This is a genomic window from Methylobacterium sp. FW102-HT35C08 (assembly GCF_058790235.1).
Genome location: NZ_JBYTCL010000002.1, coordinates 2,791,350 through 2,806,638 on the forward strand (window position 1 = coordinate 2,791,350; position 15,289 = coordinate 2,806,638).

A 15,289-nucleotide genomic window follows, 5' to 3' on the forward strand; every position below is an offset into this window, starting at 1 on the left:
GTTCGATTGGATCTTCTTCGCCATCATGCTTCCCTTCCCGGCCTTCCTAGTGTGGGACTGGATGCAGCACCGATAGCGCGAGGCTCGCCGGCGCCTCCGCGAGCGCGGGACGCCGACCTCCTGCCATGATCATTCAAGCCGGAGCTGCCGTCCCGCCGCGCACCCCTGATCCCGCGGTGGGACGGCGGCGCCGGCTTGCTTAACGGCGCGTTAACCGGCCGTGGACACACTTTCTTCACGATTTCGGAGGGCCGCCCATGACGTTTCAGGTCATCGCCCAAGCCGCCGCCGCCAACGCCGTCGCCGCCCTCCTCTTGGCCCTGGCACTGCGCCGAGGGACCCGGATGCCCGGGCTCAGGCCCGTTCTTGCGCGGAGGAAGCAGACGCGGGACTGAGCGCCCCCGTCCGGCCAGCCACCTCCGAGGCGTCGGAACGCACCAGATCCTGCTCGGCCCGCCGCCGCTCCTGCGCGCGCCCGAGCCAGAGGCTGTTCACGAGCCACGCGATGGACAGCGGGACCGCGGCCCCGGCAATGCCGGTGCTGCCCAGGCCGAGCCCCTCGATGCCGGTGAACGACCACGCGCCGACTTGGTCGCCGAGGCGGTAGACCACCGTATCGATGAAGCTCTTCGCCTTGTAGCGGTCCTCGCGCGGGACGACCGTGAACAGCACCTCCCGGACCGGGCGGGCGATGGCGAAGTTCCCGGCTCGGCGCAGAACCTGGAAGGCGACGATGACGCCGATCGTCGGCCAGGCCGCGAGGGCGGCGAAGCCGAGGATGCTGAACGCCGGCAGGATCGCGAGCGTCAGCGCCACGCCCAGCCGGTTCACGATCCGCCCGGTTAGAAACAGCTGGACGCCGAGCGTCAGCACATTCACCGCGAGGTCGACGCTGGCGAAGAAGGCCGTCTGGGCACCGCGATCCGGGAAGCTGCGCTTCGCGATGCCGGCCTGCTCGAAATACAGGAAGGTGGACGTCACCGAGAACAGCAGCAGGAATAGCGAGATGTTGAGCAGGTAGGGCGACGCGAGGGTCCGGGTCACGCCGGCCAGCACACTGCCGCCGATCGTCCGGTCCTGACCGCCGTCCGGGCTCGCTTCGCTGCCCGGAACCTCGTGCAACCGGGTCGACAGGGCCGCGAGCCCGCGCATGCAGAACACCGCGATCTCGAGGAGCACCACCGCGCCGAGCATCAGCCCCCAGGTCGGGACGTTCTTAGCCAGGATCGCGGTGGTGGCCGACCCGGCGATGGCGCCGAGCGTCGCCCCGGCCGCGATGAAGCCGAACAGTCGCTTGCCCTGCGCGTTCGAGAAGACGTCGACGATCGTCGCCCAGAAGATCGAGACCACGAAAAGATTGAAGATCGACAGCCAGACGAAGAACACCCGGCCGATCCAGACATTCCAGTCCGGCGGCGCGAGATAGAGCGTCAACGCGAAGGCGAGGATGTTGGCCGCGAAGAACCGGTAGGTGATCGGCACAAACCGGGCCCGCGGCATCCGCTTCACCAAGTAGGCGAAGGGCAGGTTGAGCGCGAGCATCCCCACCAGGGTCGCGGTGAACAGCCAGGGCAGGTTCTCGATACCGCCGGCCACGCCCATCTGGTCGCGGATCGGACGGAGCACGTAGTAGGCGGCCAGGATCGAGAAGATGTAGGCCCAGGACCAAGCGAGCGCCCGGCCCTCTCCGGGCTGGACGTCGATGAGGCGCGCGAGCGGGCCGCGGGCGGGTACGGGCTCAGCCATGGGCCGAACGGGTCGCATCAGGAGTCGCGGAGGCCCACGCTTCCCACTGCGCGGGGAACCGGGTCCGCGGAGTGTTTTCGATCACTTCGAGATCCGCCCGAACATCGCTCTCCTGTGCCGATCCAGGAGCAGGCGGCTGTGTCAGCAGACCCGTCATCCCGGGTCCGCGCAGCGGAGCCCGGGATCCAGAGCCGCCGACGAGCCCGCATTCTGCGCCGCCAGAGGTTCTGGATTGCCCGCCTCCGGCAGATCCCGGCTGCTTCGGGCTCGCCTGCGGCGTCCGGGAAAGACGGTCCGGTGCGGCCACGTCAGACCGCGCACTCACTTCGCCAGTCCGAGCTTCTCGCGCAGCTCCGGTGCCGTCACGTCGTGGCCGAAGCCCGGCGAGCCCATGGCGAACTTGTCGGCATCCTTGAGCGGACCGACGACGACCGGATCGAAGCCGGCATCGCGGACGAGCCCCTCGGCCACCTTCAGCGCCTCGGGATCGTCGCCGGCGATCGGGATCGCCATGCGGCCGCCGGCGCGGGCCTTGCCGCCCTCGGCGCCTTCCTTGGCGAAGACCTTGTAGTTGGCCGCGTTGAAGGCGCGCACGAGCTTGGCGCCCGGGAAGTATTTGGCCGAGATCGCGCCGATGCCGCTGGCCTGCACCTCGTCGTAGAGGGCCCCGTCGCGCTTCTGGGTGGCATTGCCCGCGTCGAGCACGATCTTGCCCTTCAGGGACGGCCCGATCTCCTTCGCGAGGTCCGGATAGGCCTTGTAGGGAACGGCGATGAACACGGCATCGCCGAACGCGATCGCCTCCTCGGGCGTGCCGGCCTTCGCCTTGGGGCCGAGTTCCGAGACCATCGTGGCCAGGGCCTCCGGGTGGCGGGAGGCGAACATCACCTCGTGGCCGTCCCTGACCCAGAGGGTCCCGATCGTGCCGCCGATATTCCCGGCTCCGATCACGCCGATGCGGATCTTCTTGGCCCCATCCTGTCCGAGGGCCGGCAGTGCTGCGACCAGGGACAGGCCGGCCGCCAGGGCGAGCGCCGCACGGCGCGTGGTACGATCAGACCGCATCGATGAAGGCCTCCATCTGCTTGCGCTGTGCCGGATCCGGGAGCCTGCCCCGGGCGGCACCGAGGTTGTCCTCGACATAAGAGGCCTTTGCCATGCCGGGAATCGGGCAGGTCACGGCCGGGTTGCCGAGCACGTACTTGAGGAAGAACTGCGGCCAGCTCGCGCAGCCGAGATCCTTGGCGACGGCGGGCAGCTCCTTGCCCTGGACCGCCTTGAACAGGCGGTCGCGGCCGAAGGGCACGTTGATCATCACCGCCATGCCGCGGTCGGCCGCCAGCGGGATCACCCGTTCGGCCGCTTCCCTGTTGTCGATGGCGTAGTTCACCTGGATGAAGTCCAGGGTCTCGCGCTTCATCACCTCGGCGAGGGCCTCGAGCTGGTTGTCGCGCCAGACCGTGACGCCGACGTAGCGGATGCGCTTGCGGCTCTTGAGGTCGCGCAGGACCGCGAGGTTCTCGGTCACGTCGATCAGGTTGTGGACGGCCACGAGATCGAGCGCCTCGACCTTCATCCGCTTCAGCGACCGCTCGAACTCCGCGAGCGTCGCCTCGCGGCCGGTGGTGTCGACCTTGCTGGCGAGGAAGATCTTCTGGCGCAGTCCAGGCTCGGCCAGGATGAGGCCGAGCACATCCTCGGCCGTGCCGTAGCTCGGCGCCGTGTCGATCACCGAGCCGCCGAGCGACAGGAAGGTTTGCACCGCGTCCCTGAGCGGCGCGACCTTCTCGGGTGTCGGCTCGACCTCGTAGCGGCGGGAAGTGCCGATGCCGATCGCCGGAAGCATCTCGCCGGTCGAGGGAATCGGGCGGCGGATCAGCGGGTCCGCAGCCCATGCGAAACGTGGCACGAGCGGCGCGAGCGCCGCCGCGGCGATGACGGCGCGACGGGATACGGACATGGCCGACCTCCGGGGAGTCAGAACGCTGAACCGAGATAGGGCGCCGTCCGGCGCATGTGTATTCGTTATTCTCACGCTTGCGCGAGCGACGGCGTCGCGGGCCCGGCCGTGGCGCCGCTTCGCTAATCCTCCTCGGGCGGATCCTCGAACTCGGCCCCTTCCGTGTCGGGGGCGATGCGGAACCGGTACTCGTCGATGGCCAGGAACGCGCGGTGCGCCACAAGCGGATCGATGCCGTCGCGCACGACGAGGGTCTGGAAGTCGATGAACAGGCGGGCGATGCGCGCCTCCTCCGACATCGCGGCGAGCGCCGACGAGCCGGCGCCGGCGCGCATCATGTAGCGCTTGGCCTCTCCGGACGCGTCCGGTGCGGGCAGGACTGCGACCTGCCCGGCGGTCTCGGGTTTCAGCTCCGCCCAGCGGACGGGCGTCCAGGCGATGAGGGCCTCGGTCTGCTTCATCGAAATCTCCGGCCTGGGGCAGAGAGACCCGCCTATCGGGCGCGCACGCGCAGGTCGAGGCCGTCGGCGCCGCGCCCGCGGCGGCCGATCAGCGGCCGCGTTCGACCTGTCCGCGAAGCTCGCCCTTGGGATTGGCGGCGGTGTGGAGGTTGAAATAGAGACGACCGGCCTCGAGATCGGCGGCCTTGGCGTCGTCCAACGTGGCTTCTCCGGAGAAGGGCGAGCTGGTCGCCGTCACCGGAACGAGCACCCCGGCATTCTCGCCGGCCTTGGCCGGTCCGTGGAAATGCGCGGCGGTCACCGGTCCGGTCAGGCCGCTGTAATTGCCGGTCCAGCTCAGGCGCTTGGTCGCCGGGTCGAAGGTCGCGGTGACCTCGCCCGTGCCGGTCGACTGCGTCGCCGGGACTTCGCTGGCCCCGGTGAGGGCCGCCCGGTAGGTGGCGCTCCCGCCCGCCGCGAAGGCCGGCGGGACGACGAGCAGCGCCGCGACGGCGAGCAGGATGGAGAAACGGGTGCTGGTGCGCGAGAACATCGGAAGCTCCGATCTTGCGGCCCCGCTCTGGGACCGAACCGTTACATAGCGGCCCCGGCTAGGCCGGACATGGCCCGGGCGCCGATCGGTCGGAGCGCCGCGTGACAGCACAGGCGGGTTCGTCGCTCGACCGTGTACTGCCTGCGGACATGCGCGTTTTGCGTGCGCCGGACCGTTGACACCGTGCGCCCGGCCTCCCTATACCCCCGCCACTGCACGCATCGCTCCTCGGGGCGGGCGCGGCTTGGGGCGGGGTAGCTCAGCTGGTTAGAGCAGAGGAATCATAATCCTTGTGTCGGCGGTTCAAATCCGTCCCTCGCTACCAACAATTCCAAGTCATCACAGCGACTTAGACGACAAGCCCTGGACACCGTGTCCGGGGCTTTTTGCTTCTCGGGCGGAGTTCGGGCGGACTTTTCTGCACGGCTGCCGGGAGGCCCGCCCGAAATCCATTCCCGGGCGGGTCGAAATCCGACGCTGGCACGCGCCGTGGACAGTCCCAAGCCCAACCGGTTGGATTTGAGTGATCGGCTTAGCCAGCCCTCAACGCGGGCCTGCCACGGTGACCGCGTGAGCCGCGCACCTTCACTCCCCCCGTCCTATGCCCGCATGCGGAACCTGCAGCGCGAGGTTCACGACCTCTGCTACCTCGCCCTGCGGAAGGACCTGACGCGTCCTGAGCGGCGCGCCCGTCTGCAGGAGATCGACAGCCGGATGAGCGATCGGCTGCCCCTCGACGGGCGGGGGATCGACGCCACCATCGAACGGCTGGAGGCCGACCGGGCCTAGGTGCTGGAGGACCACCGCATCAGTCGCGGCGTCATCTACGACGGGCTGACCGACTTCACCCGGCCCTACCGGTGCATGGCCGAGGACCCCGGGCCCTACGTCTACCAAGCCGAGCACGTCTAGAGGCGGGCGGGTTTCAGCCGAGCGGGTGATTTCGGCGCCGGCCGCTTGGATTCCCGCGAGCGGCTAAACCCGGATCTCAGGGTGCGAGGCCGCCGAGGTCCCCGCGATCCTCGGGATCGATCGGGGCCGACAGGTGCCGCTCGCTCTCGACAACGTGCGTCACGCTCTGGCCTAGCCGGCGCTCGGTCAGGAGCCGGTAGGTGCCGTTCCGGAGCAGCGTCACGCCGAGGCAGCGCTCCTGCTTCTTGGCGCCTGGTACCGACGTCAGGAAGATCCCGGCGTACTCGCCGCGCCACGGCTTGAACCAAACCGTCAATGCGACGGTCGTCGCCGGGCCGTCCTCCTGCGGTTTCGGGAGCCACTCCGTCGTCGCGACCCAGGCCTCCTCCGCCTCCTGGAGCACGCGCTTCCGGTTGACGCCCGACAGCGTGGAGGCCGCCCACAGGGGATGCGCCTCGATCGCGTCGACAGGAATCGGCGTGAAGACGACCTCGCCGTCGGGGGCCCAGGCGCGCGTGAATTTTTCGGTGACCGGATCTCGCATGCCCGCATGATGCGGGCGAGCCGTTAACCGGCCGTCAGCCGGCGGAGCGGGCAGCCTCTCGGGCCCGGCGCTCCGGCCCCAGCTTCCGCGCCAGGTCCGCCGGCCGGGACGCCCTCACGAACCCGCGGCTGACCTTCCCCGAGATCTCAGCCATCTCGATCAGGGCGTCGCCGAGCGCCCGCCTCAGGGCGTCCCGCGCGTCGCCGTCGGCGGCTTCCATGTAGGCCCGCTCCATCTCGTCCACGATCCGCTCCATCGATTCTGTCATAGAACGAATGGAGAACAAATCCGCTCGGGAGTCGATCCCTGGACGCGACGTTTCGGCCCTTGGTCAGACGAACCAGCTGACCACCAGTGCGACCGCGATGCAGAGGCCGACCTGCAGAACGGTGGAGCGCAGGCGGTCGATCGCTGCGGCGAGGTTGGCGGTATCCAGGTTGGGGGCGGGATCCGCGGGAGCCTGAAGCGGCGGCCCCTGTTCCGGCACCCCATCATCCTCGTCGACCTTTGGCTGCGGCGCGTCGCTCCAGCTGAGATGCCGGACCGTGCCCCGTGCCACCTCTGGGCTCTCGCTCGCGTGGTCCGCGTGGGGAGCCAGATACCAGGTGACCCCGTAGCCGGGCGGCGTGTGCTCGTCGCCCTTCGTGATCCAGAGATCGAGCTTCACGCCGAGGTGGAACGACGGCATCTCGCCAGCGCGGTAGGCCGCGAGCATCGCGGCCATGTCCATCTCGGGGATCCAACACTCCAGGAACCAGGCGTCCTCGCTCCTGAACTCCCGGTCTCCGGCGATGAAGCCGAGCACGCCGGTGAACGGGGTGTAGCCGTTGCCGTCCTCCTGAGGGATGGCGGGCCGGATCGTCACGGGCAGGACCCGGCAGGTGTCGCCCCATCCAGCGAGCCGGACAGTGTCCCTCCGGATCGCGGCCATCCCGGACAGCTGGGGTGTCCGGCTGATGGTCCCGTAGTCCGTGGAGACGGCCTGGCCCATCTTGAGGTTCGAGACCTCGACCCAGAGGGTCCGATAGGGGTCGTGGTGCCACTCTCCCTCGACCTCCGGGATCGCCATCGTCCCGTCCGTGACGATCGATTTCAGCCGCGCGCGCTTGTCCTGTCTCACCATGTGCCCCCCGAGGTTGAGGCACTCTCGCGGGCTGGCAAGGCCCCGTCCAGGGTTCCCGTCCTTAAGCCTGCCTGCGTCCCACGCGGCGCCGGTCGTTGATGACCTCCCGCTTCACGGCGTGCGAGATCCACAGGGCGAGCTCCCTCCGGAGGCGGGCCGGTCGCTCCACCGGGGTGTCCGCCGGGTTCTCGGAGATGACCTTCTCGACGGTCCAAGCGGCCCCGCCGGCGATCTCGTCGATCGTGGACTGCCTCATGCCACCACCATCAGCTGGACCTCGACGACCTCCGCCTCCAGCCGCTCGGGGAAGAGCGTGGGGTGGTGCAGGCGGAGGTCCTCCCACTGCTCGCGGACCTGCCGCGCCGTCGCCTCGGCCGCCTCGCGCTTGAGGTAGACCTGCGCGGTCGCCAGCCCGTCCCACTCCTTCCGGTTCGGGTGCATGGACCGGTTGCAGAACAGGAGCCCCGTCACGGTGTCCCGGACAGCGAACCTGGTCACCGGCGCGGAGGCCTGCTCGGCGCTCGGCGGGTAAGCCTCCGCCTTTCGCAGGGCGGCGACCGCGCAGGTGCGGCAGCGCTGCGAGCGCTTCTCGCCGACCGCGCGTTCCCGGCAGTCCCGGCATCGGAACGAGTACAGCCCCGACGACCACCCGAACGGACGGAGGGCGTCGTCGGTGTAGCCGTCGTGGATCGGGCAGGATCTGATCATGCTCGCCTCCGCGCCTTGGCCTCGGCGGCCCGGCGCGCCTTCCGGTTTGGGCCGGCGTCGTCGGGCCGGCGGAAGGCCAGAGACGCGACGAACGGGCTCATCTCCCGGCAGGTCACCTCGAACTCGGCCGCGAGCTCGGTGGATCGTGCCATGCGCTCGACCACCTCGCGCACGCCCATGCGCCTCAAGGGGATCCGGCGACCGGCGATGTGGATGCTCTCGCTCATGCCCGTAGCCCCTGCAGCTGCCTCTCGATGCCGAGGCGGACGGCGATGGCGTGGCGAACCTGGCGGACGAATTCCTCGGAGGGGTCCTCGCGGAAATCGTTCGGGGTGCAGTGCCAGGCGCAGTAGACGATCACGGCGTCGCCCTGCGTCACCCTCGCGCCGTTGACGGTGACGACGTCGCCTTGGGTCCCGATCCGGATCTCTTCGCCGTCCGAGGGGAGGCCGATCGCTTCGAGGGCTTCCCTCGCGATCGGCCCGTTGATGGGGGCAACCCATAGGGACGACATCTCTCCCGGCATGACCACGGCCATCCGGGGCGGCGTCATGCGGAAGGGCGTCTCGGTGTAGATGCGCATGGTCAGGCCCTCCACTCGTACCGATTGACCTCGTCGTTGAGCTTCTCCTCGGAGAGGACGATCTCCCCGGCAGGCGTGCGGACGTCGGCAGGCCACCAGTCCCCGTTGTCTCGACCCCAGAACGCCGTGCTGATGGCCTCGTCGAGGGAGTAGACCTCCACCGTCATCGGGGAGTGGAAGCGCATCCCGTGCACCACGTGAGTGACGACCCGGGCCGCCAACTCGGCCTCCCGCTTCAGAAAGGCCGACACCGCCTTGCTCAGGGCCGTCTCGGCCGCGCCGAGGTCGGTCCATACGGTCTTGTCGCCCCAGGGGGCCGCGCAGGCCTTCACGCGGACCTCGTTCCAGGAGACGGCGGCCGCCTCGATCGGGGAGCGGTGCATGCTCAGGCCTCCACCTTCGGCAGGTGCTTCGAGATATCGTTGAGGAAGCACCACAGGCCTGCGGCGCCAACGTCGTCCTCGTCATTGAAGTGCGCGATGATGGCCGCCTTCACCACGGCGGGGTCCCGGGCGAACAGGGCGTCGAGATCCCGAAGGGTTGCGAGCTTGCTCTCGTGCCGGCCGGCCCGGTACTGAGCGTCATCGCCCTCAAAGACCGTGCCGTCCTCGGCCGTGCGGATCTCCACTTGGACCTTGCGGGTCACGGTCTTGTAGCTGCTCACCGCCATCGCTCAGGCCCCCCTGCGCTGCTCGGCGAGCAACCCGTCGAGGCTGTCCCGGAGCGCCCGGACGTGCGTCGTCCCGTCGAGGTCGTCGGGGTCCGTGCAGGCCTCGGCCTCGCGCAGGGCGGCCCGCACCGCGGCGATGTCGTCCTCGATCGCGACGTGGCGCTTTGGCGCCTCGGTGTTCGTGTCCCTGATGTCCATCGTCCTCTCCATCACCACGCCGACCACACCGCCGGCAGACCGCCCGCCGGGGCCTTCTCCGCATCGTCCCGGGCTTGCCTCCCCGGCGGGGCGCGCCCAGACTCCCGGGCATGCCCGAGGACGCCTACGACGCCGCCGACGCCCGCCACCTTGAGGGCATGCCGCTGCCCCGGGCCCGGCCGGCCGGGCATGTCGAGGACCGCTACCCCGTTGAGGACGGCCCGGGCTCCGGGGAGCGCGTCGAGCTGGTCGTGCGGGTGCTCCGCGGAACGGCACGGTCCACCGTCATCGTGGCCGACCCGGCCACCGGGCGGGCCCTAGCCCAAGACGTCGTCCCGCACGGGGGCGAGGCCGGCGCGGCGGCCGCGGCCGTCTACGCTGCGCTGAAGAAGGCCAACGCTTGCCTGTAGAGATCCGAGGCTCACGGGCAGTCCTCCCCGCGGGCGGCCTGACGGCGCTGGACGGCCGCGACGATGCGGGTGACCTCCGTCGGCGGCCGCGGGCCATCCAGGCGCGAGAGGACGCCCACGCCGAGGATGAGCGCGAAAACCAGGGCGATCGAGACCATCGCGACGATGAGCGTGAGGTCCATCAGGACGAGGCCCCCGCGGACCCGGAGACGGCACGGCGTGCGATCTCGCGTGCGACCGAGGCGTCGATCCAGAACGTGCGCCCGTCCTCCATCCGGTAGGCACCGCCGACCTCGGCCTCGATCGCGGCCGCGGTCCGGGCGTCCTCAACCGCCATCACGGCCGCAGCGTCGTCGAGGAAACCCTGGCGGTAGGAGTGCGGCAGGTTCTGAACCTGCTCGCCCTCAGTGTAGGAGAAGGGCCCCTGAAAGGCCGTCCTGCGAGCGTTCGACCGCCGAACCCAGCGCACGAACAAGGCCTGCGCGATAGCAAGCTGGCGCTCTTGAACGCTCACGTCCGGCCCTCCGAGATGAGGCCCTTGGCCACCAGCACCGCGTAGACGCCCCCGGCGAGCTGCAGGTCGTCGAGCCCATCCTTGCGTCCCTACGTGAGGACGGCGCGGATGAGCTCCCACGGGGCGGGGGACGGCGGCGGGGCCGGGGCCCACCGGGGCTCGTTGGGGAACCGCCGCTGGAGGCGGACCCTCAGTTCCTCGGTAGCCTGTGCCTGGTGCGCCATTCCATTTCCCCCATCGAATCCGTGCAGATGAGAGTCTGCCATGGATCGCCGATTTCCACTGGACGGTGTCCAAAAAATCGCGCAGCCGACTGAGTCGCGGGTAGGTGCCTTGCATGCTGATGCGGTAGGCTCCGGGTCATGAGCATCTTCAACCTCGGCGAGGAGCTTGCCCTCGCCCGCCGCCACCGCCGGCTCTCGCAGCGCCAGCTCGCCGCGAAGGCGGACGTGAGCGTGTCGTGGCTCTCGGCCTTCGAACGGGGAGACAGCTACGAGCCGAGCATGCACCGGGTGATGAGGTGCCTGCACGCCCTCGGGCTCGACCTGCGGCTGTCGACGTACAACCAGGGCCGGCCGTCGCTGGACGACCTCCTGGCGCAGGACGAGGAGGCCGACCGCAGCCCGGCCCTGAAGGCCGCGCTAGGGCTTGGTTAACCCTAGGAACGCGACCCAGTCCGCAACGAATGCACATCCCTTGCACATTGGACCGGCCTGGTGCACATAGGGGTCACACCGGAGTTCTCGCCATGACCTTCCCTCGCTCGAAACGGATGCACCGCCCCGCCGCCTGAGCCCTGCTCGGCGCGCCCCGCGTGCACTCCTTTCCAGCGAGACCTCCCATGACCGACGACGCCTCCCGGGCGCGCGCCGCTGCCGTCCAGGCCGCCCGTGCCACGCTCCTCGACTCCACCGCGCTGACGGGGCCCCGTCAGCCCGAGGCTTCCCTCGGACCGCGAAAGAAGGGCTACGGCGCCGAGTTCGTCGGGTACGACGCCCGCCGCGACGCGGGCCTGGCGATCGCCGCGTTCCTAGCCGAGGAGCCTCAGCTCCCGGCGGCGCTCGTCAGGACCCTCGGGCGGACGCGGCGGGACGTGACGATCGCGTCCCTGCAGAAGGCAGACGACGCGCTCCGCGAGCACGCCAACGCCGATGGCGTTTCGGACGCTGGGCAGGACGCCGCGGCGCATCTGGCGGACGACCTCTTGTTCGCCCAGGCGGCCCTGGGGAACGCCAAGGCCGCGGCCTACTGCGCCAGCATCTGCCTGCGCCTGTTCCACGCCTCGTTGGCGAACGGCAACCATGCGGCTGCCTGGCTCGCCCTGCGGAACGGTATCCGGTACTCCACCGACGCGACGGTGGACCTGCAGGAGTCCGAGTACGTCTCCGATCAGCAAGCGTCGCTGCTCGCTCCCTACGATGGGCTGGCGCTCAAGCTCGGCGAGACGGCCGCGATCGTCGCGGCTGCGCACAGGCAGATCGGGGTCGAGGAAGATCTGCTGCGCGGCGGCGCCGGCGGCGCCGGCGGCAGCGCGAGGGCGTGGGTCGACGAGCAGGCCGACGACCTGGCGGCGCTGGCTCAGCTGGACTGGCCCCTCGGCGACGGCGGGTGGCGGGACCGGGCGGCGCGCCCCGCCCCGACGCTCGTCGTCCTGGCCAAGGGGGCATTGGACCACCTGCCCGGGTCCGAGACCTCGGGGTCGTCCCGGTCGACGCGGGGATCGACGCCGCGCGCGGAGTTCAACGCGCTCGCCGGCGAGGCCCTCCCGCTCGTCCACGGCGTCGACGTCGTGGCCGTCGGCAAGCTGCTCGATGCGCGGTTCCCGTGGTTCAGGGATCTCACCGCGCTGCTGCTGCGGGACCTCGCCAACGGAGGTGTAGCCCGGCTGCGGAACACTCTCGCGGTGAGCCCGCCCGGCAGCGGGAAGACGAGCTACCTGCAGGCGTTCTGCCAGGCGGCCGGGATCCCGTGCGTCCTCTACAACGCCGCCGGCGTCGCCGACGCTGCGTTCGGCGGGACGTCGCGCCAGTGGAGCACGGGGCGCGCAAGCGTCCCGTTGCAGACGATCCAGCGGCTCCGCGTCGCCAACCCCGTCATCATCATCGACGAGATCGAGAAGGCGGGCACGAGGTCGGAGAACGGGCGCCTCACGGACTCCCTGATCGCCCTGCTGGAGCCGGCAGGGAGCCGCGCCTTCCACGAGGTCTATCTGGAAACGAACGCCGATCTGAGCGGCACCCAGTTCCTGGCGACGGCCAACGGGACGGGAGGCGTCCCCGGCCCCCTCCTGGACCGCTTCCGCGTCGTGCACGTCGGCCTTCCCAGGGCCGAGGACCTGCCGGTCGCGGCGGCCAACCTCGTCAGCGAAATCCGCGACGAGCGAGGCCTCGACTCCGGCTGGCTCCCCGATCTCGACGGCGACGAGCTCCACCTCCTTGGCCGCGTGTGGAAGGGGGGCTCGCTCCGCCCGCTCCGCCGCGCCGTGACGACGCTTCTCGACGGCCGCGAGACCCTCGCCCGTCGCCACTGACACCCCACCCCCTGAAGGAGAGATCCCATGACCGACGCACACCCGAGCCGCGCCTCGATCATCGTCCTGGAGGCGGCGATCACCCAAATGCGAGCCCGCCACGAGCAGGACGAACTACGCGACGAGCTCGCCGTCACCGGCCTGTCCGTCCTCCACCTGGCGAGCTGTGCCTACGCCCGCGGGGCCTTCCCGCCATCGGAGGCCCGCTACCTCTGCCAGGGCCTGCTCGCCCTCGCCGACGCGCTGCCTGCGAACCCGGACGACCGCCGTGAACCCCGCGAGGTCCGCGCGTGAAATCGGCGCGCGGTCCCCCCTCTGCTCACCCCTCAGCCCCCAGGAGACCCCCATGCTCATCGACGAATTCCGCACGATCGCTGACGACGCCGTGTGCCGGCACGTAGGCCACGTCGACGTCGTCCCCACGGGCGTCAGCCCGAGCGCCCACGGTCCCCTCGTCACGTGGACGGGTGGCTCCCCGCTGCCCCGTCAGGACGACGGCCGCTTCGTCCCGCCGCCCCCCGCGCAGGACGTCCTCCGCGTCCTGGCGCGCGTCCTCGCCCTGCGCTGGCAGACCGGCCGCGCGGTCGTCCCGGACGATTGGGACGCCACGCTGCGCGGGCGCTACCCGACAACGTTCGAACCCGGGGGGCCGTACTCGGGCGGCGGCTGGCGCTGGCTGTGGGAGGCGGGCGCGAGCCTGGTCTCCGAGGCTGGGGCGACGGGATTCCGGACCGAACAAACGAAGGAGAAGTTCGCGCAGGCCCGCTGGCATTACTCAATCGAAGGCAAGACTAGGAAGGCAACGCGCAATGAAGTCTCGACTATAGTTGACTGCGTGGAGCACCTGTCGGCCTATGTCTGTGAGACCTGCGGGGCCCCCGGCCGTATCCGCAAGGGCGGGTGGGCGAAGACGTGCTGCGATCTCCACGCCAATGGCAAGGCATGACGTCTACCGGAACCTGACCCGCCGCGCCTGGAGCGTGCGCGAGCGGGGCAGGGTCGTCGGCCACGTGCCGGCGATCGTGCTTGCCGACGTCGTCCTCCGAGCGTCGGAGGCGGGGCGCCAGCGGTGCCTGCGGACGGGGGCCCGGGACGTCCACGCATGGGCCACGGGCACGGTGGCCGAGGGGGCGCGGCCGCCCTCGGCGGTGAGGCTCCGGTACGGCCTCTGGTGTCCCGGATTTAGGACGAACGGCCTCCTGGTTACCCGGGCGTCGATGGCGTGGTTCGAGGCGGACGGGTCCGCGTGGATTGAGGGAGGTTGGGATGACAAGGGCATGGATTTTCTCTGACGTGCACGACGATGCCGACTGCTGGGAGGCCCCGGCCGTGCCGGTGTGCGACGTGGCGATCGTGGCCGGCGACGTCGCCGATGGCTTGACGAAGCGCAGCCTGCCCTGGCTCGCGGCGTGCGTCGCGCCGTACGTCCGGCATGTCGTCTACGTGCCCGGGAATCATGATTTTTACGGGAGCCGCTGGCAGAGCGAGCTCGAACGCGGGCGCGAGGCCGCTGCGGCCGCGGGCATCCACCTGCTCGCCGTCGGGGAGGTCCTGGCCATCGAGGGCGTACGGATCATCGGCGCCACGGTCTGGACGGACTACGCCTTGCTTGGCGAGGCATGGCGGGCTCCGACGATGGCCTCCTGTGGTGACCGCAACGGGGGGATGCGAGACCATCGGAAGGTCAAGGTCCGTACGGCCTCGGGCGAGACGAACGCCTTCAGGCCGAGCGCCGCCGCCGCCGAGCACGTCGCCCAGCTTGGGCGGATCGAGCGCGCGCTTGCGGAGACGTGGGACGGCCCGACGGTCGTCGTCACGCATCACGCCCCCCACCCCGCGTCGCTCGGGAGGCAGGGCCCCCTGCAGGCGATCGACGCGGCGTACGCGACCGACCTTACGCGCGTCCTCGAAGGTCCGGACGCACCCGCCCTGTGGATCCACGGCCACATCCATCGGTCCGCTGACTACGTCGTCGGCGGGACGCGCGTGCTGGCGAACCCACGCGGCCGGCATGGCGAAAACCCGGCGTTCGACCCCGCCCTCATCGTGGAGATCTGACCGTGCGTGCGCTCGCCATCTTCGCCCTGCTCGCCGGCCCCGTCGAGGCGGATGCCTTCCAGCCCGCCCCGGGCCTCTACTGCCCCGAGGGGGCCGACGTCCCCGCGATCGTCGTCGGTCCCGAGGCCGGGGTCGTCGGCATCGACCTGATGGAGTGCCACGGCGCCCGGATAGCCGGCGGCCGGGTGACGTCCCGCCAGTGCTACGGCAACGGGGGCAGCGTCGTCCCCTACGACGCGGAGCTCGTCCTCCTGCCCAGCAGCGTCCTACTGCACGACGGCGTCCGGTACCGGCGGCGGCTCGAAGGGGAGCCGTGCCCGTAGGCCGCCGAGCGCCTGGA

27 protein-coding genes and 1 tRNA gene are annotated in these 15,289 nt (G+C 70.3%); 11 read left to right on the forward strand and 17 right to left on the reverse strand.

Going from position 1 to position 15,289, the window contains the following annotated elements:
• Window positions 1–354 precede the first annotated feature (354 nt).
• The 5 genes from AC3WSN_RS13300 to AC3WSN_RS13320 all read right to left on the reverse strand — a co-directional run bounded on the left by AC3WSN_RS13300 (window position 355) and on the right by AC3WSN_RS13320 (window position 4,699).
• Window positions 355–1,746 carry an NTP/NDP exchange transporter gene (locus tag AC3WSN_RS13300; RefSeq protein ID WP_492538520.1) on the reverse strand — a complete coding sequence of 464 codons (1,392 nt, stop codon included), beginning with the start codon at window positions 1,744–1,746 and terminating at the stop codon, window positions 355–357.
• Between the two features lie 321 nt (window positions 1,747–2,067).
• A complete protein-coding gene (locus AC3WSN_RS13305; protein WP_492538521.1) occupies window positions 2,068–2,811 on the reverse strand; it encodes an NADPH-dependent F420 reductase in 744 nt (247 codons plus the stop codon).
• Window positions 2,801–3,706 (reverse strand): aldo/keto reductase, encoded by a 906-nt coding sequence (locus tag AC3WSN_RS13310; RefSeq protein ID WP_492538523.1) that lies wholly within the window; start codon window positions 3,704–3,706, stop codon window positions 2,801–2,803. The genes AC3WSN_RS13305 and AC3WSN_RS13310 overlap by 11 nt, the downstream gene beginning before the upstream one ends.
• Before the next feature lie 122 nt (window positions 3,707–3,828).
• Window positions 3,829–4,167, reverse strand: coding sequence for a hypothetical protein (locus AC3WSN_RS13315; RefSeq protein ID WP_192710877.1), 339 nt, complete (start codon window positions 4,165–4,167; stop codon window positions 3,829–3,831).
• An 88-nt stretch (window positions 4,168–4,255) separates the two neighbouring features.
• Window positions 4,256–4,699, reverse strand: coding sequence for a CHRD domain-containing protein (locus AC3WSN_RS13320; protein WP_492538525.1), 444 nt, complete (start codon window positions 4,697–4,699; stop codon window positions 4,256–4,258).
• Window positions 4,700–4,947: 248 nt separating this feature from the next.
• Here AC3WSN_RS13320 and AC3WSN_RS13325 point away from each other — a divergent pair.
• The 3 genes from AC3WSN_RS13325 to AC3WSN_RS13335 all read left to right on the forward strand — a co-directional run bounded on the left by AC3WSN_RS13325 (window position 4,948) and on the right by AC3WSN_RS13335 (window position 5,611).
• Window positions 4,948–5,024: transfer RNA gene (locus AC3WSN_RS13325), tRNA-Met, on the forward strand.
• Window positions 5,025–5,269: 245 nt separating this feature from the next.
• Window positions 5,270–5,488, forward strand: coding sequence for a hypothetical protein (locus tag AC3WSN_RS13330; protein ID WP_156375895.1), 219 nt, complete (start codon window positions 5,270–5,272; stop codon window positions 5,486–5,488).
• Window positions 5,489–5,611: a hypothetical protein gene (locus AC3WSN_RS13335; protein ID WP_272481521.1), complete on the forward strand. Its 123-nt coding sequence runs from the start codon at window positions 5,489–5,491 to the stop codon at window positions 5,609–5,611.
• 76 nt (window positions 5,612–5,687) lie between these two features.
• Here the strand turns inward: AC3WSN_RS13335 and AC3WSN_RS13340 are convergent, their stop codons facing one another.
• From AC3WSN_RS13340 to AC3WSN_RS13385, 10 genes are all read right to left on the reverse strand, one after another.
• Window positions 5,688–6,155, reverse strand: coding sequence for a hypothetical protein (locus AC3WSN_RS13340; RefSeq protein WP_055959100.1), 468 nt, complete (start codon window positions 6,153–6,155; stop codon window positions 5,688–5,690).
• A 34-nt stretch (window positions 6,156–6,189) separates the two neighbouring features.
• On the reverse strand, window positions 6,190–6,411 hold the full coding sequence (locus AC3WSN_RS13345; protein ID WP_243214760.1) for a hypothetical protein: 222 nt from the start codon (window positions 6,409–6,411) through the stop codon (window positions 6,190–6,192).
• 75 nt (window positions 6,412–6,486) lie between these two features.
• Complete coding sequence (locus AC3WSN_RS13350) at window positions 6,487–7,278, reverse strand: hypothetical protein (RefSeq protein ID WP_055959093.1); 792 nt, start codon at window positions 7,276–7,278, stop codon at window positions 6,487–6,489.
• Between the two features lie 61 nt (window positions 7,279–7,339).
• Window positions 7,340–7,534, reverse strand: a complete 195-nt coding sequence (locus AC3WSN_RS13355; protein WP_055959090.1) for a hypothetical protein — start codon at window positions 7,532–7,534, stop codon at window positions 7,340–7,342.
• Window positions 7,531–7,986, reverse strand: a complete 456-nt coding sequence (locus AC3WSN_RS13360) for a hypothetical protein (RefSeq protein WP_055959087.1) — start codon at window positions 7,984–7,986, stop codon at window positions 7,531–7,533. The genes AC3WSN_RS13355 and AC3WSN_RS13360 overlap by 4 nt, the downstream gene beginning before the upstream one ends.
• Window positions 7,983–8,213, reverse strand: a complete 231-nt coding sequence (locus tag AC3WSN_RS13365) for a hypothetical protein (RefSeq protein WP_055959084.1) — start codon at window positions 8,211–8,213, stop codon at window positions 7,983–7,985. Before AC3WSN_RS13365 ends, AC3WSN_RS13360 begins: the two co-directional genes overlap by 4 nt.
• Window positions 8,210–8,569 carry a fasciclin domain-containing protein gene (locus AC3WSN_RS13370; RefSeq protein WP_146180520.1) on the reverse strand — a complete coding sequence of 120 codons (360 nt, stop codon included), beginning with the start codon at window positions 8,567–8,569 and terminating at the stop codon, window positions 8,210–8,212. Before AC3WSN_RS13370 ends, AC3WSN_RS13365 begins: the two co-directional genes overlap by 4 nt.
• 2 nt (window positions 8,570–8,571) lie before the next feature.
• Window positions 8,572–8,952 (reverse strand): hypothetical protein, encoded by a 381-nt coding sequence (locus AC3WSN_RS13375; RefSeq protein ID WP_055959078.1) that lies wholly within the window; start codon window positions 8,950–8,952, stop codon window positions 8,572–8,574.
• A gap of 2 nt (window positions 8,953–8,954) precedes the next feature.
• Window positions 8,955–9,233 (reverse strand): hypothetical protein, encoded by a 279-nt coding sequence (locus tag AC3WSN_RS13380; protein ID WP_146180521.1) that lies wholly within the window; start codon window positions 9,231–9,233, stop codon window positions 8,955–8,957.
• A 9-nt stretch (window positions 9,234–9,242) separates the two neighbouring features.
• The gene (locus AC3WSN_RS13385) at window positions 9,243–9,437 is read right to left on the reverse strand and encodes a hypothetical protein (RefSeq protein WP_146180522.1); all 195 of its coding nucleotides are present in this window, start codon (window positions 9,435–9,437) and stop codon (window positions 9,243–9,245) included.
• 110 nt (window positions 9,438–9,547) lie between these two features.
• On the opposite strand from AC3WSN_RS13385, the gene AC3WSN_RS13390 reads away from it, so the two are divergent.
• The gene (locus AC3WSN_RS13390; RefSeq protein ID WP_055959069.1) at window positions 9,548–9,847 is read left to right on the forward strand and encodes a hypothetical protein; all 300 of its coding nucleotides are present in this window, start codon (window positions 9,548–9,550) and stop codon (window positions 9,845–9,847) included.
• Between the two features lie 11 nt (window positions 9,848–9,858).
• On the opposite strand, the gene AC3WSN_RS13395 is transcribed toward AC3WSN_RS13390, so the two are convergent.
• Window positions 9,859–10,029 (reverse strand): hypothetical protein, encoded by a 171-nt coding sequence (locus AC3WSN_RS13395; RefSeq protein ID WP_156375894.1) that lies wholly within the window; start codon window positions 10,027–10,029, stop codon window positions 9,859–9,861.
• A complete protein-coding gene (locus AC3WSN_RS13400; protein ID WP_055959066.1) occupies window positions 10,029–10,361 on the reverse strand; it encodes a hypothetical protein in 333 nt (110 codons plus the stop codon). The genes AC3WSN_RS13395 and AC3WSN_RS13400 overlap by 1 nt, the downstream gene beginning before the upstream one ends.
• A 362-nt stretch (window positions 10,362–10,723) precedes the next feature.
• On the opposite strand from AC3WSN_RS13400, the gene AC3WSN_RS13405 reads away from it, so the two are divergent.
• The 7 genes from AC3WSN_RS13405 (at window position 10,724) to AC3WSN_RS13435 (ending at window position 15,272) form a co-directional block, all read left to right on the forward strand.
• A complete protein-coding gene (locus tag AC3WSN_RS13405; RefSeq protein ID WP_055959065.1) occupies window positions 10,724–11,017 on the forward strand; it encodes a helix-turn-helix domain-containing protein in 294 nt (97 codons plus the stop codon).
• A 185-nt stretch (window positions 11,018–11,202) separates the two neighbouring features.
• Window positions 11,203–12,891 carry an AAA family ATPase gene (locus AC3WSN_RS13410; RefSeq protein ID WP_055959062.1) on the forward strand — a complete coding sequence of 563 codons (1,689 nt, stop codon included), beginning with the start codon at window positions 11,203–11,205 and terminating at the stop codon, window positions 12,889–12,891.
• 27 nt (window positions 12,892–12,918) lie between these two features.
• Window positions 12,919–13,185, forward strand: coding sequence for a hypothetical protein (locus tag AC3WSN_RS13415; protein ID WP_056149081.1), 267 nt, complete (start codon window positions 12,919–12,921; stop codon window positions 13,183–13,185).
• A gap of 52 nt (window positions 13,186–13,237) precedes the next feature.
• Window positions 13,238–13,837 carry a hypothetical protein gene (locus tag AC3WSN_RS13420; protein WP_055959056.1) on the forward strand — a complete coding sequence of 200 codons (600 nt, stop codon included), beginning with the start codon at window positions 13,238–13,240 and terminating at the stop codon, window positions 13,835–13,837.
• Window positions 13,824–14,183 (forward strand): hypothetical protein, encoded by a 360-nt coding sequence (locus AC3WSN_RS13425; protein WP_055959052.1) that lies wholly within the window; start codon window positions 13,824–13,826, stop codon window positions 14,181–14,183. The genes AC3WSN_RS13420 and AC3WSN_RS13425 overlap by 14 nt, the downstream gene beginning before the upstream one ends.
• 1 nt (window position 14,184) lies before the next feature.
• Window positions 14,185–14,949, forward strand: a complete 765-nt coding sequence (locus tag AC3WSN_RS13430) for a metallophosphoesterase (protein ID WP_243214758.1) — start codon at window positions 14,185–14,187, stop codon at window positions 14,947–14,949.
• A gap of 2 nt (window positions 14,950–14,951) precedes the next feature.
• A complete protein-coding gene (locus AC3WSN_RS13435; RefSeq protein WP_055959045.1) occupies window positions 14,952–15,272 on the forward strand; it encodes a hypothetical protein in 321 nt (106 codons plus the stop codon).
• The last annotated feature ends 17 nt before the right edge of the window (window positions 15,273–15,289 follow it).